The following is a 23,791-nucleotide window of genomic DNA, read 5'->3' on the forward strand; positions in this document are numbered from 1 at the left end:
ACGGTCGTGGCCTACCGGATTGCCCGGGATCGCCCCCGCCACTGTCGATGGTATCTGCGTCATTCCAGCCGTCGGGGTAGGGCACGACCGTTGGTCGTGCCTAGCCGATCAGCCGGTGAACCCCGAGGTTGATCGCCAACCCACCGCCCAGCAGCCAGCCAAACAGCAGCAGCGCCAGCAGCAATGGCTTCGGCCCGGCCCGGCGCAGGGCGGAGACGTGGGTGGTCAGGCCCAGCGCGGCCATGGCCATGGCCAGCAGCACGGTATCCACCTCGATGGCCGCCCCGACCACGGCGGGCGGCAGCAGGTGCAGTGAGTTGATGCCCGCCACCGCCACGAACCCGAACGCAAACCACGGCACCACGATCTTCGCCCGTGCCACGCCGGGCTGCGCCGCACGGCCACGGGCCAGCAGCAGCGACAGCGCCACCAGGAACGGGGCCAGCATCATCACCCGCACCATCTTGGCGATCACGGCGGTATCGGCGGCGCCTTCGCTGACCGCGCGCCCGGCCGCCACCACCTGGGCTACTTCATGCACGGTCGAGCCGGTGAACACCCCATAGGCCTGTTCCCCCAGCGGCAGCCAGGCGTGCTCCAGGTTGAGCTGGTACAGCGCCGGATACAGGAACATCGCCAGCGTGCCGAACACCACCACAGTGGACACCGCCACGGTGGCCTGCTCGGCGCGACCCCGCACCACCGGTTCGGCGGCCATCACTGCGGCTGCCCCGCAGATCGCGCTGCCGGCGCCGATCAACATCGCGGTATCGCGGTCGATCCCGAACCAGCGGGTGCCGGCCCACCACGCCAGCCCGAAGGTGCTGGCCAGCACCAGTGCGTCGATCAGGATGCCGCCGGCACCGACCTGGCCGATGTCCTGGAAGGTCAGGCGCATGCCGTACAGGACGATGCCGGCCCGCAGCAGCCAGTGCTTGGCGACGCCCACGCCCTCTGCCGACGAGGCCGCCAGGTGCGGGTAAACGGTGTTGCCCACGGCGATGCCCAGCACGATCGCCAGGGTCAGCGCGCTGATGCCGTGCGCCTGCAGCCACGGCACGGACGACAGAGCGATGGCCGCCGTCGCCAGGCCGGCGGTCAGCAGCAGGCCGGGCGCGCGACCGCGCCAGCGTTGGAGGGCGCCCGGGATGGGCAGGCTTGCAGGGGAAGGAGTCACGGCGCGTTCTCGTCGAAACAGGACGACAGCGTGCGCTTGACCGATCAACTGGTAAAACGCATTCTCATCGTTGGATCAACCTATAAAGGTGGTTAATGCCCGATGCGCCTGACGCTCCGCCAATGGCAGGTGTTCGTGAGCGTGGCCGATGCCGGTTCCACCGCTGCGGCGGGCGCCCAGCTCCAGCTGTCGCAGTCGGCCACCAGCGCCGCCCTCAACGAACTGGAAGGGCAGTTGCCCGCACCGCTGTTCGACCGGATCGGGCGCCGGCTGGTACTCAACGCCACCGGGCGTGCACTGCTTGACCCGGCGCGTGCGCTGCTGGTGGCGGCGATGGAGTTGGAACGGCAGGCCGGGGCAGGGCAGGCGCACGCGGCCGGCACACTGCCCCTGCAGTTGCGGATAGGCGCCAGCACCACCATCGGCAATTACCTGCTGCCCACCCGGGTGGCCTCCCTGCTGGCGGCCAACCCGCAGGCCCAGGTGGACCTGCGGATCGGCAACAGCGCCGACGTGGTGGCGGCCGTGCAGCGGCTGGAGGTCGACCTGGGCCTGATCGAGGGCCCATGCCACGAAAGTGGCCTGGAGGTGTTGCCGTGGCAGCGCGATGCCCTGGTGATCGTGGCGGCTGCGGCCTCGCCGTTGCCCGATACGGTGGACGTGGCTGCCCTGGCCGCGGCGCGCTGGCTGCTGCGCGAACCCGGTTCGGGCACCCGCGAGGCCGTTGAACAGGCCCTGCTGCCGCACCTGCACCACTTCGGGCGCGCCATGCAGCTGGGCAGCACCGAGGCAATCAAACAGGCGGCGGCGGCGGGGTTGGGCCTGGCCTGCCTGTCCAGGCACGCGGTGGCCGACCTGGTCGCGCTGGGCAGCCTGCGGATCCTGCAGACCCCACTGCCGCCCCTGTCGCGCCAGCTCTGGGTGGTCCACCACCCGGGCAAGCGGGTGCCGGCGGAACTGGCCGTACTGCTGGAGCTGCCGGCATCCGCTTTTGCGTCCGGCTGAGCGACGCCGCAGGCCGCCAGCCCGTACAATGGCGGGATGCCTCTGATTACTCTGCAAAACGTCGACTTCAGCGTCGGCGGCCCGCTGTTGCTGGAAAAAGCCGAACTGTCGATCGAGCCGGGCGAACGCATCGCCCTGATCGGCCGCAACGGCGCCGGCAAATCCACCCTGCTCAAGTTGCTGTCCGGCGACCACAAGCCCGACGACGGAGAAGTGCGCGTACAGCAGGGGGTGCGCATCACCCGGCTGGAGCAGGAAGTGCCGCACGGCGCGGCCGGCAGCGTGTTCGACGTGGTCGCCGATGGCCTGGGCGAGCTGGGCCAGTGGCTGGCGGAATTCCACCACCTGAGCGTGGCCGACGAGTTCGATGGCGATGCGCTGTCGGCGGTGCAGGCCAAGATCGATGCCGCCAACGGCTGGGGCCTGGACCAGCGCGTGAGCGAAACGCTGACCAAGCTCGACCTGGACGGCGATGCCGAGTTCGCGCGCCTGTCCGGCGGCATGAAGCGCCGCGTGCTGCTCGGCCGCGCGCTGGTGTCCGCGCCGGACCTGCTGCTGCTCGACGAACCGACCAACCACCTCGACATCGAAGCCATCGACTGGCTGGAAATGTTCCTCAAGAACTGGAACGGCAGCGTGGTGTTCGTCACCCATGACCGCCGCTTCCTGCGTGCGCTGGCCACCCGCATCGTCGAGATCGACCGCGGCCAGGTCACCAGCTGGCCGGGCGACTGGGCCAACTACGAACGCCGCCGCGAAGAGCGCTTGAATGCGCAGGCGCAGGAAAACGCGCGCTTCGACAAGATGCTGGCGCAGGAAGAAGTCTGGATCCGCCAGGGCATCAAGGCCCGCCGCACCCGCGACGAAGGCCGCGTGCGCCGCCTGAAGGCGATGCGCAGCGAACGTTCGCAGCGCCGTGAACTCGGTGGCAACGTGCGCATGGAAGCCTCGCAGGCGGAGAATTCCGGCAAGAAGGTCATCGACGTCAAGGACATCTCGTTCGCCTTCGGCGATCGGGTGATGGTCAAGGACTTCAGCACCACCATCCTGCGCGGCGACCGGATCGGCCTGATCGGCCCCAACGGCAGCGGCAAGACCACGCTGCTCAAGCTGCTGCTGGGTGACCTGGCGCCGGACAGCGGCGAAGTGCGCGCCGGCACCAACCTGCAGATCGCGTACTTCGACCAGTACCGTTCGGTCCTGCGCGAAGACTGGACCGCGATCGAGAACGTGGCCGAAGGCCGCGATTTCCTCGAGGTCAACGGCAAGCGCAAGCACGTGCATGCATACCTGCAGGATTTCCTGTTCACGCCGGAACGTGCGCGCGCGCCGATCACCCGCCTGTCCGGTGGCGAGCGCAACCGCCTGCTGCTGGCCAAGCTGTTCGCGCAGCCGTCCAACCTGCTGGTGATGGACGAACCGACCAACGATCTCGATGTGGAAACGCTGGAACTGCTCGAAGAGCTGCTCGGCGATTACACCGGCACGCTGCTGCTGGTCAGCCATGACCGTGACTTCCTCGACAACGTGGTGACCTCCACGATGGTGATGGAAGGCGACGGCGTGGTCGGCGAGTACGTCGGCGGCTACACCGACTGGCAGCGCCATGTGGCGCGCGTGGAAGCGGCTGCTGCCGCCGCGCCGGCAGCGGTTGCCACGCCGCGCGCCGCTACGGCACCGGCACCGGTGGCCAGCGCCGAACCCGCCGCGCCCAAGCGCAAGCTCAGCTACAAGGACGCGCGCGAGCTGGAACAGCTGCCGCTGAAGATCGAAACGCTGGAGAAGGACGTCGAGGGCCTGACCGCCGCGATGAACGACCCGGCGTTCTACCAGCGCAGCGCGGCCGACATGGCCGCACACACCCAGAAGCTGGGTGCGGTGCAGGCCGAACTGGATGCCGCCTACGCGCGATGGGAAGAGCTGGACGCCTGATTTTGGCTTCGGATGGGTTAAACGTCGGCCCCATTGTTGGGGTCGGCGTTGGAATGCCTTCGGATGGATGTGCCGCGCTGCGCGCGGTTGACACGCATGGCGTGTCCCTACGAACTCTTACGTGCGCAGGACGATGGTGTTTTTCGCGTAGCGACACGCCATGCGTGTCCCACGTAACGCGTGGGATCACGCACAGCGTGCAACCATCATTTCACCCCGTGCAGGTCCCGCAACTGGCTCGGCCGGCTGCCGAAATACGCGGCCAGGTCGGCAATATCCTGGTCGCTCAGGTCGGTGGCCTGTGCGGTCATCAGAGGATGCTGGCGGTCGCCGGCGCGGTAGGCCTGCAGGGCGTGGGCCAGGTAATCGCCGTACTGCCCACCCAGTTTCGGGTAGGTCGGGTCGATCGGCTGGTTGCCGTCGGCACCGTGGCAGTCGATGCAGCTCTGCCCGGTCGCTTTGCCTTTGACCTTGGCCCGCGCCTCACCGGCGGCGATGCGGCCCGCCGGCAGGCCGGCGGAGGAGCCTGACCCGTGCTCGCCACTGGCGTGGCCCGGGTCGGCGGCGGAATCTGCGCTGTTTTCCACCTGCGACTGCGAACAGGCAGCCAGCAGCAGGGCAACGGACAGGGCGATGGCGTGACGCTTGAAGGGCGTGGCTTTCGTCATGAGCGCGCTTATTTGACGGTGGACAGGTAAACAGCGAGATCGGCGATCTCCTGTTCAGAGAAACTCATGGACTGCGCCTGCATCGTCGGATGCCGGCGCTTGCCGTGGCGGTACTCGCTCAGCGCCTGGCTGAGGTACTGCTGGGTCTGCCCACCGATCTTGGGCACCCGATAGCTGGGATACGCGTTCTTGTACCCGGTGATGCCGTGGCACCCCTGGCAGGTGTAGGCCAGTACGCGGCCATTGTCGAAGCTGCCGGTCAGGGCAGGCGGGGCGGCGGGCGCGGCTGCCGGGGCAGCGGCGGGTGACGCGGGTACGGCAGGAGCAGGTGCGGCCTGGGCGGCAACCCCGAAGGGCAGGAGGACGGCCAGAGCAAGACAAGCGGCGAGCGGCTGCGGGCGCATGATGTCGTTTCCGGTATACGGGTTCTGGTCGTTCCGGCGTGGGGTACGGAACTGACCCGAGTATAGCCTGCGTTTTCATCTAGCTGAAACCGGGGCCGGCCGACGGGCGGCCGCAGGTCACCATGACCTTTGGGATATGGTGTAGTCGTGACGTGGTGCATTACTTTGCTACCACACCTGCCCACGCATCCTTCAGGGACACGACGATGTTGCGAATCTCTCTTCTGCCCGGCCGCACCGGAACCTGCGCCGCGGCGCTGCTGATCACTACGACCCTGCTGCTGGGCGGTTGCGGCGCGGGTGGCCCCGCCGGCGATGCCGCGGCGGCCGAAAAGGATCCCAAGGCCGAAAAAGCCCCCGACGCCGTCCCGGTGGAGGCGGTGGCGGCCAGCCGCCGTGCGGTTGCCGCCAGTTACACCGGCACCGCCGCGCTGGAAGCGCGCGCCGAATCGCAGGTGGTGGCAAAGACGTCAGGCGTGGCCCTGGCGGTGATGGTCGAAGAAGGCCAGCAGGTCCGCGCCGGGCAGCCGCTGGTGCGGCTGGACCCGGATCGCGCACGGCTGGCCGTGGCCCAGAGCGAAGCGCAGATGCGCAAGCTGGAAAACAGCTTCCAGCGCGCCCAGAAGCTGGTGGGCCAGCAGATGGTCAGCGCCGCCGACGTCGACCAGTTGCGCTTCGACCTGGAAAACGCCCGCGCGCAATACCGCCTGGCGACCCTCGAACTGTCCTACACCACCGTGGTGGCACCGATCTCCGGCGTGATCGCATCGCGCTCGATCAAGACCGGCAACTTCGTGCAGATCAACACGCCGATCTTCCGCATCGTCGACAACTCGCGGCTGGAAGCCACGCTCAACGTACCGGAGCGTGAACTGGCCACGCTGCGTCCCGGCCAGCCGGTGACCCTGGTGGCCGATGCGCTGCCGGGTAAATCCTTCCCCGGCACGGTGGACCGTATTTCCCCGGTGGTCGATGCCGGCAGCGGCACCTTCCGCGTGGTCAGCGGCTTCGGCGAAGATGCCGCCGGCCTGCAGCCGGGTATGTTCGGGCGTATCCGCATCGACTACGACCAGCGCGCCGACGCGCTGGTGGTGCCGCGCCTGGCGCTGCTCGACGACGGCGACCCGGCCGTGTTCCGCGTGCGTGGCGGCAAGGTCGCCCGCGTGCCGGTCAAGCTGGGCTACGCCGAAGGCCCGTGGGTGGAAATCCGCGATGGCCTGGCGGTGGGCGACAAGGTGGTGACGGCCGGCAAGGTCGCCCTGCGCGATGGCACCGCCGTGCAGGTGATCGGCGACAAGCCGGCCACCGCGGTGGCCAGCAAGGCCGCCCCGGCCAAGGCGGAGACCCGTCAATGAGTTCGGCCGGCCACGACCACGGCAACGAACCGCGGCCGGGCGAAGGCCCGGCGGCGCCTGGCGGCGGCCTGGTGGAATTCGCCACCCGCCGCCGCGTCACCATCTTCATGTTCATGATCACCCTGGTGCTGTTCGGCCTGATCGCGCTGGGCAACCTCAAGGTCAACCTGCTGCCGGACCTGAGCTATCCGACGTTGACCGTGCGCACCGAATACACCGGCGCGGCACCGACCGAGATCGAAACGCTGATCACCGAACCGGTCGAAGAGGCCGTGGGCGTGGTCAAGAACCTGCGCAAGCTCAAGTCGATCTCGCGCACCGGGCAGAGCGACGTGGTGCTGGAGTTCGCCTGGGGCACCAACATGGACCAGGCCAGCCTGGAGGTGCGCGACAAGATGGAAGCGCTGAACCTGCCACTGGAGGCCAAGGCCCCGGTGCTGCTGCGCTTCAATCCGTCCACCGCGCCGATCATGCGCCTGGTGATCGCGGCCAAGGACGACCCGGCCAGCGATGCCGACGCCGTGCGCCAGCTCACCGCGCTGCGCCGCTATGCCGATGAAGACCTGAAGAAGAAGCTCGAACCGGTGGCCGGGGTGGCGGCGGTGAAGGTGGGCGGTGGCCTGGAAGATGAAATCCAGGTCGACATCGACCAGCAGAAGCTGGCCCAGCTCAACCTGCCGATCGATACCGTCATCAAGCGGTTGAAGGAAGAGAACATCAACATTTCCGGTGGGCGCCTGGAGGAAGGCTCGCAGCGCTTCCTGGTGCGCACCGTCAACCAGTTCGCCGACCTGGAAGACATCCGCAACCTGCTGGTGACCACCCAGGGCAGCAACGGCAGCGCTGCCGACGCGGCCATGCAGCAGATGTTCGCCATCGCCGCCTCGACCGGTTCGGATGCTGCGGTCGCCGCCGCGTCGGCCGCGCAGAGCGCCTCCAGCAGCAGCTCCACCACCGTGGCCAACGGCGTGCCGGTGCGGCTGAAGGACGTGGCCACGGTGCGCCAGGGCTTCAAGGAACGCGAAGCGATCATCCGCCTGGGCGGCCGCGAAGCGGTGGAACTGGCCATCTACAAGGAAGGCGATGCCAACACGGTGGCCACCGCCGAAGCACTGCGCGCCAAGCTGGAGCAGATCAAGGCGCAGATTCCCGGTGATGCCGAACTGACCACCATCGAAGACCAGTCGCGCTTCATCGAGCACGCCATCAGCGACGTCAAGAAAGACGCAGTGATCGGCGGCCTGCTGGCCATCCTGATCATCTTCCTGTTCCTGCGCGATGGCTGGAGCACGTTCGTGATCAGCCTGTCGCTGCCGGTCTCGATCATCACCACGTTCTTCTTCATGGGCCAGCTTGGGCTGAGCTTGAACGTGATGTCGCTGGGCGGGCTGGCGCTTGCCACCGGCCTGGTGGTGGACGATTCCATCGTGGTGCTGGAAAGCATTGCCAAGGCGCGCGAGCGCGGCCTGGGCATCCTGCAGGCGGCCATCACCGGTACCCGCGAAGTGAGCATGGCCGTGGTGGCGTCGACCCTGACCACCATCGCGGTGTTCCTGCCGCTGGTGTTCGTCGATGGCATCGCCGGCCAGCTGTTCCGCGACCAGGCGCTGACCGTGGCGATCGCCATCGCGATCTCGCTGCTGGTGGCGATGACCCTGATCCCGATGCTGAGCTCGCTCAAGGGCCGCCCGCCGCTGGCGTTCCCGGAAGAGCCCGCGCATGCCGCGTGGCAGCCGCAGCGCCGCTGGCTCAAGCCGGTTGCCGGGGGCCGTCGCGGCTTCGGCGCGCTGGTGCGCTGGACCGTGTTCGGCATCGCGTGGGCCATCGTGCGCGTGTGGCGCCTGCTGGTGGCGGTGATCGGCCCGGTGATGCGCAAGGCCAGCGACCTGGCCATGAAGCCGTATGCCGGCGCCGAGCGCGGTTACCTGCGCCTGCTGCCGAACGCGCTGGCCCACCCGGGCAAAGTGCTGGGCATGGCGGCACTGGCCTTCGTGGCCACGCTGGCCCTGGTGCCGATGCTGGGCGCGGACCTCATTCCGCAGCTGGCCCAGGACCGCTTTGAAATGACCGCCAAGCTGCCGGCCGGCACGCCGCTGAAGCAGACCGATGCGCTGGTGCGCGAACTGCAGCTGGCCCACGCCAAGGACGACAGCATCACCTCCCTGTACGGGGTGAGCGGCAGCGGCACGCGGCTGGATGCCAGCCCGACCGAAAGCGGCGAGAACATCGGCAAGCTCACCGTGGTGATGGCCGATGGCGGCAGCGCCCGCACCGAGGCGGCGATCACCGAGCGCCTGCGCGGTTCGATGCAGGGCCACCCGGGCGTGCAGGTCGACTTCGCGCGGCCGGCATTGTTCAGCTTCTCCACGCCGCTGGAAGTGGAGCTGCGCGGCCAGGACATGGCCACCCTGGAACGTGCCGGCCAGGCGCTGGCCGCCCGGTTGCGCAGCAACCCGCACTACGCCGATGTGAAGTCGACCGTGGAAGAGGGTTTCCCGGAAATCCAGATCCGCTTCGACCAGGAACGCGCCGGTGCGCTGGGCCTGACCACGCGGCAGATCGCCGACGTGGTGGTCAAGAAAGTGCGTGGCGACGTGGCCACGCGCTACAGCTTCCGTGACCGCAAGATCGACGTGCTGGTGCGCGCCCAGGAAGGCGACCGCGCCAGCGTGGAGAGCATCCGCCGGTTGATCGTCAACCCGGGCAGCACGCGCCCGGTGACGCTGGACGCGGTGGCCGACGTGGTGGCCACCAATGGCCCCAGCGAGATCCACCGTGCCGACCAGACCCGCGTGGCGGTGGTGTCGGCCAACCTGCGCGACATCGACCTGGGCGGTGCGGTGCGCGAAGTGCAGGACATGGTGGCCAACGATCCGCTGGGTGCCGGCGTCAGCATGCACATCGGCGGGCAGGGCGAGGAGCTGGCCGAATCGGCGCGCTCGCTGATCTTCGCCTTCGGCCTGGCGATCTTCCTGGTCTACCTGGTGATGGCCTCGCAGTTCGAATCGCTGCTGCATCCGTTCGTCATCCTGTTCACCATTCCGCTGGCGCTGGTCGGCGCGATCCTGGCGCTGATGCTCACCGGCAAGCCGATCTCGGTGGTGGTGTTCATCGGCCTGATCCTGCTGGTGGGGCTGGTGACCAAGAACGCGATCATCCTGATCGACAAGGTCAACCAGCTGCGCGAGGCCGGCGTGGCCAAGCATGAGGCGCTGGTGGAAGGCGCACGCTCGCGCCTGCGCCCGATCATCATGACCACCCTGTGCACGCTGTTCGGCTTCCTGCCGCTGGCGGTGGCGATGGGCGAGGGTGCCGAAGTGCGCGCCCCGATGGCGATCACCGTGATCGGCGGCCTGCTGGTGTCCACGCTGCTCACCCTGCTGGTGATCCCGGTGGTGTACGACCTGCTCGATCGCCGTGGCGATGCCTATTACCGCGAGCGCGGCCGCCATCACCATCGCGGCACTTCCGATGCCCACACCGCCGGCGGTGCGGCACAGGAGCCGGCATGAGCATTGCCGAGTTTTCCATCCGCCGCCCCATCACCACCATCATGTGCTTCGTCTCACTGGTGGTGGTGGGCCTGATCGCCTCGTTCCGGCTGCCGCTGGAGGCGCTGCCGGACATCTCCGCGCCGTTCCTGTTCGTGCAGGTGCCGTACACCGGCTCCACGCCCGAAGAAGTGGAGCGCACCATCATCCGGCCGAGCGAGGAAGCGCTGGCCACGATGACCGGGATCAAGCGCATGCGCTCCCAGGCCACCGCCGAAGGCGCCAGCATCTTCATCGAGTTCACCGACTGGGACCGCGACATCGCCATTGCCGCCTCGGATGCGCGCGAGCGCATCGACGCGATCCGCAGCGACCTGCCCGATGACCTGCAGCGCTACAACGTGTTCAAGTGGTCCAGCACCGACGAGCCGGTGCTGAAGGTGCGCCTGGCCAGTGCGTCGGACCTGACCGGTGCGTATGACATGCTGGACCGCGAGTTCAAGCGGCGGATCGAGCGCATTCCCGGCGTGGCCCGGGTGGAGATCTCCGGTGCGCCACCGAATGAAGTGGAAATCGCGATCGATGCCGATCGCCTGACCGCGCACAACCTGAGCATCAACGAGCTCAGCGACCGCCTGCGCACGCTCAACTTCTCGATCTCGGCCGGGCAGATCGACGACAACGGCCAGCGGGTGCGGATCCAGCCGGTCGGCGAGATCACCGACCTGCAGGAGCTGCGCGACCTGGTCATCGATACCAAGGGCCTGCGCCTGGGCGACATCGCCGATGTCCGGCTCAAGGCCGCGCGCATGAACTATGGCCGCCGCCTGGATGGCAATCCGGCGGTGGGCCTGGACATCTACAAGGAGCGCAGCGCCAACCTGGTGGAAGTCTCGCGTGGCGCACTGGCCGAGGTGGAAGCCATCCGCCGGCAGCCGTCGATGCGCGATGTGAACATCAAGGTGATCGACAACCAGGGCAAGACGGTGACGTCGTCGCTGCTGGAGCTGGCCGAAGCCGGTGCGGTCGGCCTGCTGCTGTCGGTGACGGTGCTGTTCTTCTTCCTGCGCCACTGGCCGTCGACGCTGATGGTGACCCTGGCGATCCCGATCTGTTTCGTGATCACCCTGGGTTTCATGTACTTCGTCGGCGTGACCCTCAACATCCTGACCATGATGGGCCTGCTGCTGGCGGTGGGCATGCTGGTGGACAACGCGGTGGTGGTGGTGGAGAGCATCTACCAGGAACGCGAGCGCATGCCCGACCAGCCGGTGCAGGCCTCGATCATCGGCACCCGCAACGTGGCCATCGCGCTCAGCGCCGGCACCCTGTGCCACTGCATCGTGTTCGTGCCCAACCTGTTCGGCGAAACCAACAACATCAGCATCTTCATGGCGCAGATCGCGATCACCATCTCGGTCTCGCTGATGGCCTCGTGGCTGGTGGCGGTGAGCCTGATCCCGATGCTGTCCGCGCGCATGCAGACGCCCAAGCTGGTGCACTCGCAGACCGGGGTGATCGCGCGCCTGCAGCGCCGTTACGCCCAGCTGCTGCAATGGACGCTGGAACACCGTGGCTGGAGCGTGTTCGGCATCATCATGGTGGTGCTGGTCAGCCTGGTGCCGATGAAGCTGACCAAGATCGACATGTTCGGCGGCGAAGGCGGAACCGATGTGTTCATCGGCTACAACTGGAAGGGCGCCTTCACCCGCGCGCAGATGTCCGACGAGATCCTGCGCGTTGAACAGTACCTGGACCAGAACCGCGAGAAGCTGCACATCACCCAGGTGTATTCCTGGTACAGCGAACAGGAAGGCAGCAGCACCATCGTGACCCTGGACGCCAAGCACGCGGGCAACATGGCCGCCGTGCAGGAGTCGCTGCGCAAGGGGCTGCCGCGTTCGGCGCGGGCCGACTACATCGTTGGCAACCAGGGCGGCGATGGCGGCGGTGGCGGTGGCAGCAAGGGCGTGGAGGTGCAGCTGGTCGGTGATTCGACCCAGATGCTGCAGGAGATCGGCGAAGACGTGGTGCCGTTGCTGGCCCAGCGCAAGGAACTGCGCGATGTGCGCATCGACAATGGCGAGAAGGGCAGCGAGCTGTCCATCCACGTCGACCGCGAACGGGCCGCCGCGTTCGGCTTCAATGCCGAGCAGGTCGCCAGCTTCGTCGGCCTGGCGCTGCGCGGTGCACCGCTGCGCGAGTTCCGCCGCGGTGACAGCGAAGTGCCGGTGTGGGTGCGCTTCGCCGGCGCCGAACAGAGCAGTCCGGAAGACCTGGCCAGCTTTACCGTGCGCACCGGCGACGGACGTTCGGTGCCGCTGCTGAGCCTGGTCGACGTCAGCATCAAGCCGTCCGCCACCCGCGTGGGCCGTACCAACCGCCAGACCACGTTGACCATCAAGGCCAACCTGGCCGAGAAGGTGACCGCGCCGGAAGGTCGCAAGGCGATGGAGGAAACGCTCAAGCCGATGAGCTTCCCGGCCGGCTACACCTTCACCTTCGACGGTGGCGACTTCGGTGACGACAACGAGGCCATGCAGCAGATGCTGTTCAACCTGATCATCGCGCTGGTGATGATCTACGTGGTGATGGCGGCGGTGTTCGAATCGCTGCTGTTCCCGGCGGCGATCATGAGCGGGGTGCTGTTCTCGATCTTCGGGGTGTTCTGGTTGTTCTGGCTCACCGGTACCTCGTTCGGGATCATGTCCTTCATCGGCATCCTGGTGCTGATGGGGGTGGTGGTGAACAACGGCATCGTGATGATCGAGCACATCAACAACCTGCGCCGGCGCGGCCTGGCCCGCACCCAGGCGCTGGTGGAAGGCTCACGCGAGCGCCTGCGCCCGATCATGATGACGATGGGCACGGCGATCCTGGCGATGGTCCCGATCTCGCTCACCGACACCCAGCTGCTGGGCGATGGGCCGCCGTACTACCCGATGGCGCGTGCCATTGCCGGCGGCCTGGCGTTCTCCACCGTGGTCAGCCTGCTGTTCCTACCGACCATCTACGCCATGCTCGACGACATGAGCATCAACGTGGCCCGCATCGTGCGGCGGGCGAGGGGGCTGCCGCCCAAGGGCAGCAATGCGGTGATCGAACCGGCATGAACGAAAAGGGCCACGCAATGCGTGGCCCTCTTCACAACAGACATCGGTTGGGCGTTATCAGCCGCCGACCTTGTTCCACACCTGGAAGCCGGTCAGCCACAAGCCCAGCATGCTGCCCAGGTTGGTCAGCATGAAGGTCAGCACCACCCGGGTGACGCGGTTGCGGTACCAGCCGCGCACGCTCTGCGCGTCATCGCGCAGCTTGAGGAAATCCTCGTACGCCGGCTTGCGCAGGCGCGCCTCGACCAGCGCGGCAAACGCGCCGGTCGGGATGCTCAGGCGGAACGGCTTGAACGGCGCCACCACGATCGCGGTGAGGATGCTCAGCGGATGGCTGCCGGCCAGCAGGCAACCCAACCCGGCCAGGCCACCGGTGTACATCGCCCACACCGCCAGCAGCTCGGTGCCCACGCCCAGCCCACCGCGATAGAAACCCACGGCAATACCTGCCAGCACCACCGCCAGGATGGTCAGCGTGATCCACGGAATGTTGCGCTTTTTCGGCACGTCTTCCAGCGATGCGCGCAGCGGGCCGGGCGCTTCGGTGTCCGATTCCAGGTACTTCGCCAGCCCGGCCAGGTGGCCGGCACCGACCACGGCCAGCACTTCGCGCTGCGCCGGATCATGCACTTCGCGCAGGCGGGTGGCCATGTAGCGGTCACGCTCGCCGATGATGGTTTCGTACAGCGCCGGGCTTTCGCTGGCGAACTCGCCGAAGCTCGCTTCCAGCATGTCACCCTGCTTGAGCTTCTCGATCTCGTCTTCGCCGACGTCTTCGGAGGCGAACAGGCCGGCACCCAGGCCCATGACCAGCTTGATCTTGCCGAAGAAGCCCAGCCGCTGCGAGGCGCGCTTGAAGGTCAGGCCCACTTCGCGGTCGATCAGGTGCACCGGCAGGTTGTGCGCGTTGGCCAGGCCGACCGCGCGTTTGAGCTCAGCGCCGGGCTCGATGCCCAGCTGTTCGGCCAGCCGCCGCTGGTAGGCGGCCAGGGCGAGGTTGGCGGCGAACAGCGCCACGCGGCCCTTGCGGATCACTTCGACCAGGTCCAGCTTGGCCAGTGCATCGGGATTGGTCAGCGCCTGCAGGCGCTGCGGATCCAGCTCCACCGCGACGGCATCGAAGCGGCCGCTGTTGATGGCCCGTTCCACCACCTCCACGCTGGCCTGCGAGACGTGCGCGGTGCCCAGCAGGGTGTAGCGCACGCCGTCGCGCTCGACCACGCGCACGGGCTGGCCGGCGAACAGGGTGTCGCCGTTGTCGTCCATCAGGTTTTCAGTCATTTCATCATTCATTCGAAGGGGCGCTGTCGACACCGTCGCCGAGCGCGCGCTGCATCTGCACCGTATCCAGCCAGCGCCCATGCTTGCGGCCCAGGCCACGGAAAATGCCGACCAGGTGGAAGCCGAAGCGTTCGTGCAGCTTGATCGATGCGGTGTTGGTCGGTTCGCCGATCACCGCCACCATCTGCCGGTAGCCACGCGCGACGCAGGCGTCGATCAGGCCCTGCATCAGTGCGGTGCCGACGCCCTTGCCCTGGAACGCGGCATCGACGTAGACGGAGTTTTCGACCGTCCACTGGTAGGCGATGCGGCCACGGTAGGTGTTGGCATAGGCGTAGCCGGCCACGTGGCCATCGACCTCGGCCACGATGTACGGAAAGCCGCGTGCGACGATGTCGTGCATGCGCCGCTGCATCTCGGCCGCATCCGGAACGTCGTACTCATAGGTGTTGACGAAGTCGGTTACTTCCACCGCATAGATCGCGGTGATGGCCGCAATGTCGGCATCGGTGGCGTCGCGCAGCAGCACGGTCACGGGGCAGGGTTCCTGTGGGGAAATCAGTCGATGTAGCGCTTGAGCAGGTCGCCGTAGGCGTCGATGCGGCGGTCGCGCAGGAACGGCCAGATGCGGCGCACGTGTTCGCTGCGCTGCAGGTCGACATCGCAGACCAGCACGGTGGGTTCGCCACCGGCTTCGGCGATGAACTCACCCTGCGGGCCCAGCACGTGGCTGTTGCCCCAGAACTGGATGCCGGAGGCGCCGATCGGCGAGGGCTCATGGCCGACGCGGTTGCAGCTCAGCACGGGCACGCCGTTGGCCACGGCGTGGCCACGGTGGCTGAGCACCCAGGCATCGCGCTGGCGGCCCTGTTCGTCCTTCTGGTCGTCCGGATCCCAGCCGATGGCGGTGGGGTAGAGCAGCAGTTCGGCACCCGCCAGCGCCATCAGGCGCGCGGCTTCGGGGTACCACTGGTCCCAGCAGACGAGCACGCCAAGGCGGCCCACCGAGGTATCAATCGGCTTGAAGCCGATGTCGCCGGGGGTGAAGTAGAACTTCTCATAGAAGCCGGGATCGTCCGGGATGTGCATCTTGCGGTACTTGCCCAGCAGGGTGCCGTCCTTCTCGAACACCACGGCGGTGTTGTGGTACAGGCCGGCGGCGCGGCGCTCGAACAGCGAGCCGACGATCACCACGCCATGCTTCTTCGCCAGCGCGCCGAGACGCTCGGTGCTCGGCCCGGGGATCGGTTCGGCCAGGTCGAACTCATCCACCGATTCGTGCTGGCAGAAGTACGCGCCGTTGTGCAGTTCCTGCAGCAGGACCAGCTTGGCACCCTGGGCAGCCGCTTCAGCCACGCGCGTTTCGATCACGGCCAGGTTGGCGGCCGCGTCACCGTGGTTGCGCTCCTGGATCAGGGCGACGGAAAGGGTGTGGCGTGAGCTCATCCGGGGCGGGTCCTGCAGGGGGAAAGACGCAGTTTATCGCGGATGGGTGTGTGCGGCGTGCTGGGTGATAAATGGGGTGCTTGGTTGGTCGCCAAGAGCAGCTGTTCACCTTTACGGGCTGGGCCAGCCGGCGGGCAGCCCACTACGGGACACGCCGTAAACCCATCCTTGGGGGCTTGGCAAAAACATCCATGTTTTTGACAGTCCCTACGTGGGCTGCCCGCCGGCCGTCCCCCACAGTGGGTCGCGCGCGGATGGAAGGGCAGCTACGCAGGGCGTGGCTCTACGCGGCTTCCACCAATTATTCATGACAAAGATCGGCGCCGCCGTTGATCTCCGTGGCCACCGACGCACTGTCGGGGGTCGGCGGGGGCGGGGGTACGGGGGCTTTGCGAAACATGGATGTTTCGCAAGAGCCCCCAGGGATGGGTTCACGGCGCCCCCCGTACCCCCGCACCCGCCGGCCCAGCTCAGACCAAGCGATGGCCACCGGCTGTTCGCCCAAAACCAAAAAGCGCCGGGCAAAAAGCCCGGCGCCAAGGAAACCATCGAATGCCGACGTGCTTTACGCAGCCAACAGTCCGGAAGGCAACTGCATGGTGATGCAATGCAGGCTGCCGTTCTGCCAGATCAGCGAGCGGCAGGGTACCTGCACGATCTCGTGGTCCGGGTAGGCCTGGGCCAGCACGTCGCGTGCCGCGTCGTCGGCCACGTCGCCGTAGGCCGGCATCAGGACTGCGCCGTTGAGGATCAGATAATTGGCGTAGGACGCGGCCAGGCGGCGGCCTTCGTCGATCACCGGGCGTGCCCAAGGCAGCGGGAACAGGCGGTACGGCTGGCCGTCGGCGGTGCGCAGCGCGGCCAGTTCGTTGCCCATCGCCTGCAGCTCGGCATGGTGCGAATCGGTGGCGTCATCGCAGGCCTGGTAGACGATGCTGTCCACCGAGGCGAAGCGCGCCAGCGTGTCGATGTGCGCGTCGGTGTCGTCGCCTTCCAGGTAGCCGTGGTCCAGCCACAGCACCCGGTCCTGCGCCAGCCAGCTCGCCATGTCCGCGCTCAGCGACGCCCGATCCCGGTCCGGGTGGCGTTCGTGCAGGCACTTCCAGGTGGTGAGCAGGGTGCCCGCGCCATCGGTCTCGATGGCGCCGCCTTCCAGCGCGAACGGAATGCTCTGCAGTTCCGCGTCGGCGAACAGGTTGGCGGCATGCAGCACGCCGACCAGCTGGTCGTCCAGGCTGGCCTCGAACTTGCCGCCCCAGCCGGTGAAGCGGAAGTCCAGCAGGCGGAAGCCGCCGTCGGCGCGGCGCAGCGTGATCGGGCCCGAATCGCGCAGCCAGGTGTCGTCGTACGGCGCGGTGACGAACCGCACGCGGTCCGTGTCGATGCGGTTGGAGCGCAGGCGCGCGTCGGCGTACGCCTCCAGGTCGTCGTCGGCCACGATGATCACCACCGGCTGGAAGCGGGTGATGGCCGCGACCAGCGCGATGTAGGTGTCCTCGACGTCACCCAGGCGGTCGGCCCAGTCGGTGTCGGCGTGGGGCCAGGCGATCAGGATGGCGGACTGGGATTCCCATTCGGCCGGAAAGCGGAGCGTGTCGTTCATGGTCTCGGTGCGATGGCCCGCCGGGCGGCGGGCGTTCTGGTGGATCAGCGGATCGGCGGCTTCGGGCCGACTTCGTTGGCGTCGGCCTTGTTGGCCACCACGTCGATCACCTTCTGCTTCTCGAAGTAGACGGTGAACATCGGGTAGACCCAGCGGTTGATGGTCGGCCACTGGCGCTTCTGGCCGCCGCGCGGTTCCAGCTTCTCGCTCGGTTCGCCGAAGGTGCTGAGCACCTGGCTGGCGGTCTGGCCGCGGACCGGCACCACCGGCGCGACCTGTTCCTTGGTGCGGTCGATCAGCAGGGTGTCGGCGTGGGCGCTGGCGCAGGCCAGCAGGGCAAGCAACGGCAGTGTGGTCAGGTAACGCTTCATCTCGATCTACTCCCCAGTTATCAAGAATGGGGTCACGACCAACGGTCGTGACCTACCGGCAAATCACCCACGACCGACGGTCGTGGCCTACCCGGCGATTACAACAAAATTGGCAATAAAAAACCGCCCGGAGGCGGCTTTTTATTCAGGCAGGTCGCGACCGGTGGCCGTGACGCCCTAAGGCTCAGCGCTGGCGAGCCTTGAAACGCGGGTTCGACTTGCAGATCACGAAGATCTTGCCGCGACGACGGACGACCTTGCAGTCACGGTGACGGGACTTGGCCGACTTCAGGGAAGACAGGACTTTCATTGCATACCTCGGCGTAAACGTGGATTCGGTTGGAGCGCGGCCGCGATATGCAGATGACAATCGGCAGGTGACGCCCGTTCAAGCCCGCCATTCTACCGGGCTTTTTTCCATCCTTTCAAGTGCTTGCACTAAAAATGTCTTGGACGGGGCCGGGCAGGGGCTAGAATGGGGGGTCAAATCCACAGGGAACCCCATGAACCAGCCTTCTCCCGTGCTCACCATCGACGGCCCGTCCGGGGCCGGCAAGGGGACCGTCAGCCGCATTGTCGCACGCCGGCTGGGCTGGCATTACCTGGATTCGGGCGCCCTGTACCGCGCCGTGGGCGTGGCCGCCAGCTGGGCCGATATCGACACCTCCGACGCCTCGGCGCTGGTCCGCTGCACCTTCGACACCCATGTCCGCTTCGTCGAGGCCGACGACGGCAGCCTGCGTGTCATCGTCAATGAGACTGATGCCACCGACGAGCTGCGACTGGAAACCACCGGTGCCCTGGCCTCGGCCATTGCCGCCATTCCCGAGGTCCGGGCTGCCCTGAAGGAGCGTCAACGCGCATTCAGGGTTCTCCCCGGCCTGGTGGCCGACGGCCGCGACATGGGGACCGTGATCTTCCCCGATGCCCCATTCAAGGTCTTCCTGACGGCCAGTGCCGAAGAGCGCGCCGAGCGCCGGCATAACCAGTTGAAAGACAAGGGGGTTTCTGTTAACTTTGATGACCTCCTGCGCGAGATCATGGCCCGCGACGCCCGTGATGCACAGCGCACAGTGGCGCCCCTGAAGCCGGCAGACGATGCCGTCGTCATCGACACCAGTGGTATCGGCATCGACGAAGTCGTCGCCAAGGTACTGGATCTGCTTCCGGTTTCGGGTGCCTGATCCGTTGCAAGGAGGCCGCCATTCCATCGGCGGTAGTCGCACCAGCGCAATGCAGTAAAAGCTCCGTCCCGCAATGATGCGTGGCGGTTTTCCTACTTCACACACGACCTGCGTTTCCGGGGTCGACCAACAGGCGGGCAGTAAACGGAACCCTCGCGGGGACCAATGCCCATGTGTCCAACAGAGTAAATCTAATGACCGAATCATTTGCCGAACTGTTTGAAGCCAGCCAGGCCAATCTGGCCAAGCTGAAGCCGGGCGCCATCGTCAGCGGTGTTGTCGTTGAAGTCCGCGGCGACGTCGTGGTGATCAACGCCGGCCTGAAGTCCGAAGGCATCGTGCCGATCGAACAGTTCCGTAACGACGCCGGCGAAATCGACGTCGCCGAAGGCGATGTCGTCAAGGTCGCCCTCGACTCGATCGAGAACGGCTTCGGTGAAACCGTCCTGTCGCGCGAGAAAGCCAAGCGCGCCATGGTGTGGGACGAGCTGGAAGAAGCCCTGGAAAAGAACGAAACCATCACCGGCCGCATCAGCGGCAAGGTCAAGGGTGGTTTCACCGTGGACATCAAGGATGTCCGCGCGTTCCTGCCCGGTTCGCTGGTGGATGTGCGCCCGGTGCGCGACCCGGCCTACCTGGAAGGCAAGGAGCTGGAATTCAAGCTCATCAAGCTGGACCGCAAGCGTAACAACGTCGTGGTCTCGCGCCGCGCTGTCGTCGAAAGCGAGCACTCGGAAGAGCGCGAGCAGCTGATGGACAAGCTGCAGGAAGGCGCGATCCTGAAGGGTGTCGTCAAGAACCTGACCGATTACGGCGCATTCGTGGACCTGGGCGGCATCGACGGCCTGCTGCACATCACCGACATGGCCTGGAAGCGCGTGCGCCATCCGTCCGAAGTCGTGAACGTCGGCGACGAGCTGGACGTGCGCGTGCTGAAGTTCGACCGCGAGCGCAACCGCGTTTCGCTCGGCCTGAAGCAGCTGGGCGAGGATCCGTGGGACAACATCGCCCGTCGTTACCCGGCCAACAGCCGCGTCTTCGGCAAGGTCTCCAACGTCACCGATTACGGCGCGTTCGTCGAGATCGAGCCGGGCGTCGAAGGCCTGGTGCACGTCTCCGAGATGGATTGGACCAACAAGAACGTCAACCCGTCCAAGGTGGTGCAGGTCGGTGACGAAGTTGAAGTCATGGTCCTGGACGTCGACGAGGAGCGTCGCCGCATCTCGCTGGGCATGAAGCAGGTTGCCGCCAATCCGTGGGAAACCTTCGCTGCCATCCACAAGAAGGGCGACAAGGTGTCGGGCCAGATCAAGTCGATCACCGACTTCGGCATCTTCATCGGCCTGGACGGCGGTATCGACGGCCTGGTGCACCTGTCCGACATCAGCTGGAACACCACCGGCGAAGACGTGGTCCGCAACTTCAAGAAGGGCGACAACCTGGACGCCGTCGTCCTGGCCGTCGATCCGGAGCGCGAGCGCATCAGCCTGGGCGTCAAGCAGCTGGAGCAGGATCCGTTCGGTCAGTACATGGCTGCCAACCCGAAGGGTTCGAAGGTCGAAGGCGTGGTCAAGGAAGTGGACGCCAAGGGCGCTACCATCGAACTGGCTGACGGCATCGAAGGTTACGTCTCGGCTCGTGACGTTGCCAACGAGCGCGTCGACGACGCGACCCAGTTCCTGAAGGTCGGCGACAAGGTTGAAGCGAAGTTCGTGGGCATGGATCGCAAGGGTCGTACCCTGCAGCTGTCGATCAAGGCCAAGGACGACGCGGAAATGCGCGAAGTGCTGGAGGAATACCAGTCCTCTTCGGCTTCCAGCGGCACCACCCAGCTCGGCGCGCTGCTGCGCGCCCAGCTGAACGGCAACAAGTCCGAGTAATCGGCCTTACCCGTAGCAGTAGTTTCCTGGACGGCCCGGACAATTGTCCGGGCCGTTTCAGGGTTTGAGACCCTCGACGCGAGTCCGCAATGACCAAATCCGAGTTGATCGAAATCCTGGCGCGCCGACAGGCGCATCTGAAGTCGGACGATGTCGATCTGGCGGTGAAGTCGTTGCTGGAAATGATGGGCGGGGCGCTGGCCGGCGGGGATCGCATCGAGATCCGCGGGTTCGGCAGTTTTTCGTTGCACTACCGGCCGCCGCGGCTGGGGCGCAACCCCAAGACCGGGGAATCGGTCGCACTGCCGGGCAAGCATGTCCCGCATTTCAAACCGGGCAAGGAACTCCGTGAGCGCGTAAGCGCCGTGGTACCGCTGGAAAGCGATCCGGCCTGAGGTACTCTTGACCCCTGAGGGAATGGGAGCTACCACAATGAAAGTCGCACGCCTGTTGATCCTGCTGGCCGTCCTGGTGGCCGGGCTCGTCATCGGTGCCCTCAATTCGCAGGACATGACCCTCAACCTGGGGTTCACTGCCATCCATTCGAGTACCGGCCTGGCCATTACCGTGGCCCTGTTGACCGGTGCGATCATCGGCGCCGGGCTGGTCCTGGTGGGCCTGGTGGTTCCGTTGTATTCCCGACTGCGCAAGGCGCAGAAAGCGGCTCCGGCCGCCGCCCCCGTGGCATCTTCTTCTTCACCTTTCGACGGACGTTGAGCGCCGATGGAATTTGTATCCGAGTGGTTCTGGTTTTTCCTGTTCCTGCCGCTGGCAGCGGTGTCCGGCTGGGTGATCGGCCGGCGCGGTGGCCAGCGCCATGGTGACAACCAGGTCAGCCATCTTTCCAGCACCTACTTCCGTGGCCTGAACTACCTGCTCAACGAGCAGCCCGACAAAGCCATCGAACTGTTCCTGCACATTGCCGAGCTGGACAAGGAAACCTTCGAGACCCAGGTCGCGTTGGGCCACCTGTTCCGCCGCCGTGGCGAGGTTGACCGCGCCATCCGCCTGCACCAGGGGCTGGTCAACCGTACCGACCTGAGCGATGCACAGCGCGTGCAGGCCCTGCTGGCGCTGGGCGAGGACTACATGAAGTCCGGCCTGCTCGACCGTGCTGAAACGGTCTTTACCGAGCTGGCCCAGATCGACCAGCGCGCCCCGCAGGCGCTCAAGCACCTGATCGGCATCTACCAGGCCGAACGCGACTGGGAAAAGGCGATCGACAACGCCACCCGCTACGAAGAAGTCACCGGCGAGCCGATGGGCAAGCTGGTGGGGCAGTTCGAGTGCGAACTGGCCGAGCGCTTCCGGGGTGCCGGCAAGATCGATGAAGCCCGCGCGGCCATTGCCCGCGCCTACCAGGCCGATGCGATGTCGGTGCGTGCCGGCATCATCGAAGGACGCCTGGAAACCGATGCCGGCAATGCCGAAGCGGCCGTGCGTGCGTTCGAGCGTGCCGCCCGCAACGACCCCGAATACCTGCCCGAGGTGCTGCAGCCGTTGATGCAGAACTACCGCAAGGTGGGCGACCTGGGCGGGGCGCGTGCGTTCCTGTCGGAAATGACCGAGCACTATCGCGGCATCGCCCCGGTGCTGGCCCTGACCCAGCTGATGGAAGAGCAGGAGGGCGTGGCCCCGGCGCGCGCCTACCTGGGCCGGCAGCTGAAGGATCGCCCGTCGGTGCGCGGCGAGTCGGCGTTGATCGACCTGACCCTGGCCGAGGGTGCCGATTCCACCGCCACCCTGCATGACCTCAAGCACATCACCGACCAGTTGCTGGTCCGCAATCCGGCCTACCGCTGCACGCGCTGCGGCTTCGGTGCGCGCACCCACCACTGGCAATGCCCCAGCTGCAAGGAGTGGGGCACGGTCAAGCCACTGCTGAACTACGCGGTGCTCTGAGCCATGCCGGCGGTGTGGTGGATGGGACTGCCGGCCGTGCTGGCAGTGGCGGCGGCGCTCACCTGGTGCGCCCGCCGGTACGCGCTGCGGCGCAAGCTGTTCGACCAGCCGGGGGAGCGCCGCAGCCATGTGGTGGCGACCCCGCGCGGGGGTGGCATCGCCATCGTGGTGACCCTGCTGCTGGCCTTGGCCGTGGCGGCGGTCGCCTGGCCGACCGCCCGGATGCCGTTGCTGGTGTCGGGGCTGGGCCTGGTGCTGGTGGCCGGGATCGGCTGGTGGGACGACCATCGGCCGCTGCCGGCCGTGCGCCGGTTGCTGGTCCACCTGCTGGCCGCCAGCCTGCTGGCGGGGCTGGTCTGGGACGCGACAGGCAACCCCTGGCAAGCCCTGTTGGCGCTGCTCTTCACGACATCCCTGATCAACATCTGGAATTTCATGGATGGGATCAACGGGATCGCGACCAGCCAGGCCATCCTGGCCGGTGCCGCGTTCGCGCTTGTCCTGCCGGGACCCCTGGCCTTGGCCGGTATTGTCCTGGCGTTGGCCTGCCTGGGCTTCCTGCCGTTCAATTTTCCGCGTGCAAGAATCTTCATGGGCGACGTGGGCAGCGGGGCGCTAGGCTATGCCGTCGCAGCGTTGGTCTGCCTGGCCAGCGTGGCCACCGACATATCCTGGCTGCTGCTGCTGTTGCCCCTGACCGCGTTCCTCGTGGACGCAGGCTTCACACTGCTTTCGCGCATGCTGTCGGGGCAAAGATGGATGGAGCCCCACACCCAGCATCTTTATCAGCGTGCCGTCAAAAGTGGTGCAACGCACACTTCGGTTACCGGGTCGTATTTTGTTTTTGGTCTGTTCAGTATTACAGTGTTTAATGCTTGCACGTACTTGCAGCCGAGGTGGGAGGCTGCCGTGGCCCTAGCGTGGATATTCTGCGCCAGCGGTCTTTGGCTACTCCTGCGCAAGGGAATGCGCCACTAGA

The 23,791-nt window shown here is 66.6% G+C and carries 20 protein-coding genes; 11 read left to right on the forward strand and 9 right to left on the reverse strand.

The genetic code is table 11. The annotated features are described in order from the left end of the window. Window positions 1–100: 100 nt before the first annotated feature. Entirely contained in the window at window positions 101–1,177 is a 1,077-nt protein-coding gene (locus NMB40_RS06365; RefSeq protein ID WP_494360489.1) for a YeiH family protein, read from the reverse strand. 102 nt (window positions 1,178–1,279) lie between these two features. On the opposite strand from NMB40_RS06365, the gene NMB40_RS06370 reads away from it, so the two are divergent. Further along, window positions 1,280–2,182, forward strand: coding sequence for a LysR family transcriptional regulator (locus NMB40_RS06370; protein WP_494360490.1), 903 nt, complete (start codon window positions 1,280–1,282; stop codon window positions 2,180–2,182). Window positions 2,183–2,218: 36 nt separating this feature from the next. After that, window positions 2,219–4,114, forward strand: a complete 1,896-nt coding sequence (locus tag NMB40_RS06375; protein ID WP_494360491.1) for an ATP-binding cassette domain-containing protein — start codon at window positions 2,219–2,221, stop codon at window positions 4,112–4,114. Between the two features lie 206 nt (window positions 4,115–4,320). On the opposite strand, the gene NMB40_RS06380 is transcribed toward NMB40_RS06375, so the two are convergent. Together NMB40_RS06380 and NMB40_RS06385 are read right to left on the reverse strand one after the other, a co-directional pair. Then, entirely contained in the window at window positions 4,321–4,782 is a 462-nt protein-coding gene (locus tag NMB40_RS06380) for a c-type cytochrome (protein ID WP_282247531.1), read from the reverse strand. 8 nt (window positions 4,783–4,790) lie between these two features. After that, window positions 4,791–5,186, reverse strand: coding sequence for a c-type cytochrome (locus NMB40_RS06385; protein WP_282247532.1), 396 nt, complete (start codon window positions 5,184–5,186; stop codon window positions 4,791–4,793). Between the two features lie 206 nt (window positions 5,187–5,392). Between NMB40_RS06385 and NMB40_RS06390 the strand changes: the two genes are divergently transcribed. The 3 genes from NMB40_RS06390 to NMB40_RS06400 are packed head-to-tail and all read left to right on the forward strand — an operon-like array spanning window position 5,393 to window position 13,145. After that, window positions 5,393–6,541: an efflux RND transporter periplasmic adaptor subunit gene (locus NMB40_RS06390; protein WP_494360492.1), complete on the forward strand. Its 1,149-nt coding sequence runs from the start codon at window positions 5,393–5,395 to the stop codon at window positions 6,539–6,541. Next, window positions 6,538–10,053: an efflux RND transporter permease subunit gene (locus NMB40_RS06395; protein WP_494360493.1), complete on the forward strand. Its 3,516-nt coding sequence runs from the start codon at window positions 6,538–6,540 to the stop codon at window positions 10,051–10,053. The genes NMB40_RS06390 and NMB40_RS06395 overlap by 4 nt, the downstream gene beginning before the upstream one ends. Beyond that, window positions 10,050–13,145 (forward strand): efflux RND transporter permease subunit, encoded by a 3,096-nt coding sequence (locus NMB40_RS06400; RefSeq protein ID WP_494360494.1) that lies wholly within the window; start codon window positions 10,050–10,052, stop codon window positions 13,143–13,145. Before NMB40_RS06395 ends, NMB40_RS06400 begins: the two co-directional genes overlap by 4 nt. A 57-nt stretch (window positions 13,146–13,202) precedes the next feature. Here NMB40_RS06400 and NMB40_RS06405 read toward each other — a convergent pair whose 3' ends face one another. The 6 genes from NMB40_RS06405 to ykgO form a co-directional block, all read right to left on the reverse strand. Continuing rightward, window positions 13,203–14,438, reverse strand: a complete 1,236-nt coding sequence (locus NMB40_RS06405) for a TraB/GumN family protein (RefSeq protein WP_448142513.1) — start codon at window positions 14,436–14,438, stop codon at window positions 13,203–13,205. After that, a complete protein-coding gene (locus tag NMB40_RS06410) occupies window positions 14,431–14,961 on the reverse strand; it encodes a GNAT family N-acetyltransferase (protein WP_210132333.1) in 531 nt (176 codons plus the stop codon). The genes NMB40_RS06405 and NMB40_RS06410 overlap by 8 nt, the downstream gene beginning before the upstream one ends. 23 nt (window positions 14,962–14,984) lie before the next feature. Continuing rightward, the gene (locus NMB40_RS06415; protein WP_282248021.1) at window positions 14,985–15,872 is read right to left on the reverse strand and encodes a carbon-nitrogen hydrolase; all 888 of its coding nucleotides are present in this window, start codon (window positions 15,870–15,872) and stop codon (window positions 14,985–14,987) included. A gap of 565 nt (window positions 15,873–16,437) precedes the next feature. After that, the gene (locus tag NMB40_RS06420) at window positions 16,438–17,475 is read right to left on the reverse strand and encodes an agmatine deiminase family protein (RefSeq protein ID WP_494360495.1); all 1,038 of its coding nucleotides are present in this window, start codon (window positions 17,473–17,475) and stop codon (window positions 16,438–16,440) included. Window positions 17,476–17,519: 44 nt separating this feature from the next. After that, on the reverse strand, window positions 17,520–17,846 hold the full coding sequence (locus NMB40_RS06425; protein ID WP_282248445.1) for a hypothetical protein: 327 nt from the start codon (window positions 17,844–17,846) through the stop codon (window positions 17,520–17,522). 184 nt (window positions 17,847–18,030) lie between these two features. Further along, window positions 18,031–18,156: a type B 50S ribosomal protein L36 gene (gene ykgO, locus NMB40_RS06430; protein ID WP_017355593.1), complete on the reverse strand. Its 126-nt coding sequence runs from the start codon at window positions 18,154–18,156 to the stop codon at window positions 18,031–18,033. A 193-nt stretch (window positions 18,157–18,349) separates the two neighbouring features. Between ykgO and cmk the strand changes: the two genes are divergently transcribed. From cmk to NMB40_RS06460, 6 genes are all read left to right on the forward strand, one after another. Next, window positions 18,350–19,030 (forward strand): (d)CMP kinase, encoded by a 681-nt coding sequence (cmk, locus tag NMB40_RS06435; protein ID WP_068851276.1) that lies wholly within the window; start codon window positions 18,350–18,352, stop codon window positions 19,028–19,030. A gap of 194 nt (window positions 19,031–19,224) precedes the next feature. Next, window positions 19,225–20,910 carry a 30S ribosomal protein S1 gene (gene rpsA, locus NMB40_RS06440; RefSeq protein ID WP_070209366.1) on the forward strand — a complete coding sequence of 562 codons (1,686 nt, stop codon included), beginning with the start codon at window positions 19,225–19,227 and terminating at the stop codon, window positions 20,908–20,910. Between the two features lie 89 nt (window positions 20,911–20,999). Beyond that, on the forward strand, window positions 21,000–21,305 hold the full coding sequence (locus NMB40_RS06445) for an integration host factor subunit beta (RefSeq protein WP_017355596.1): 306 nt from the start codon (window positions 21,000–21,002) through the stop codon (window positions 21,303–21,305). A gap of 37 nt (window positions 21,306–21,342) precedes the next feature. Then, on the forward strand, window positions 21,343–21,627 hold the full coding sequence (locus NMB40_RS06450) for a hypothetical protein (RefSeq protein WP_282246968.1): 285 nt from the start codon (window positions 21,343–21,345) through the stop codon (window positions 21,625–21,627). A gap of 6 nt (window positions 21,628–21,633) precedes the next feature. Next, window positions 21,634–22,812, forward strand: a complete 1,179-nt coding sequence (gene lapB / locus NMB40_RS06455) for a lipopolysaccharide assembly protein LapB (protein WP_282246967.1) — start codon at window positions 21,634–21,636, stop codon at window positions 22,810–22,812. A gap of 21 nt (window positions 22,813–22,833) precedes the next feature. Then, window positions 22,834–23,790 (forward strand): MraY family glycosyltransferase, encoded by a 957-nt coding sequence (locus tag NMB40_RS06460; protein WP_494360496.1) that lies wholly within the window; start codon window positions 22,834–22,836, stop codon window positions 23,788–23,790. Window position 23,791 lies beyond the last annotated feature (1 nt).

It is taken from the genome of Stenotrophomonas sp. FBCC-B152, assembly GCF_059134105.1.